The organism is Streptomyces narbonensis, assembly GCF_014649015.1.
GTDB classification, from domain to species: Bacteria; Actinomycetota; Actinomycetes; order Streptomycetales; family Streptomycetaceae; genus Streptomyces; species Streptomyces narbonensis.
The window spans coordinates 1-602 of the sequence record NZ_BMSF01000159.1; the positions used below are offsets into that span (position 1 = coordinate 1).

1 protein-coding gene is annotated in these 602 nt (G+C 25.7%); it reads right to left on the bottom strand.

The genetic code is table 11. The features are described from left to right. Positions 1-602 (bottom strand): phenylalanine--tRNA ligase subunit beta (locus tag IE124_RS36390; RefSeq protein ID WP_229833196.1); only part of this gene is annotated, 602 nt, incomplete at both ends.

Consider the following 602-nt stretch of genomic DNA (forward strand, 5'->3'; position numbering starts at 1 on the left):
TCAAATAATATTATTTCTATTAAATATTTTCCAGCTTTTCTACGAATAGTATCAATTATTTTAGATACAGATAAATTTTTGTTTATTAATAAAGCTAAATCACGATTAATTTCAGGAAACCGAGATACATTATTAAATGTAGGTATTTTACCCTTAAGTAAATAGGCTAAATCTAATTCAAAAATAAAAATTTCAAATGGTAATCCAAAATAAGAAGAAATAGTAGGATTTAGTGCTCCAATCCATCCAACAGTTTTATTTTTACGTAAAATTTTTGCACTTTTCCCAGGATGCAATGCAGGATGTATAGCATATTTAAATTTCCAACTACTAAAATCACCACCTAATCTTATTAAAACTTCTATATCTCCTTTTATATCAAAAAATTCTGTTTTATAATTATTTAAATTCCACCCCCCTATATAACGATTCCCAGTAAATATCCCTCCTAATTTTTCTACTTGTTTTACATTTTTTATATTTTTACCTATAAATACTAATCCAATTTCAAATAAAGCTATTCGTGTTTGTTGTCTATTTAAATTATAAAGAAGTGCTTTAATTAAACCTGGCCACAAACTAGATCGCATAACAGACAATTC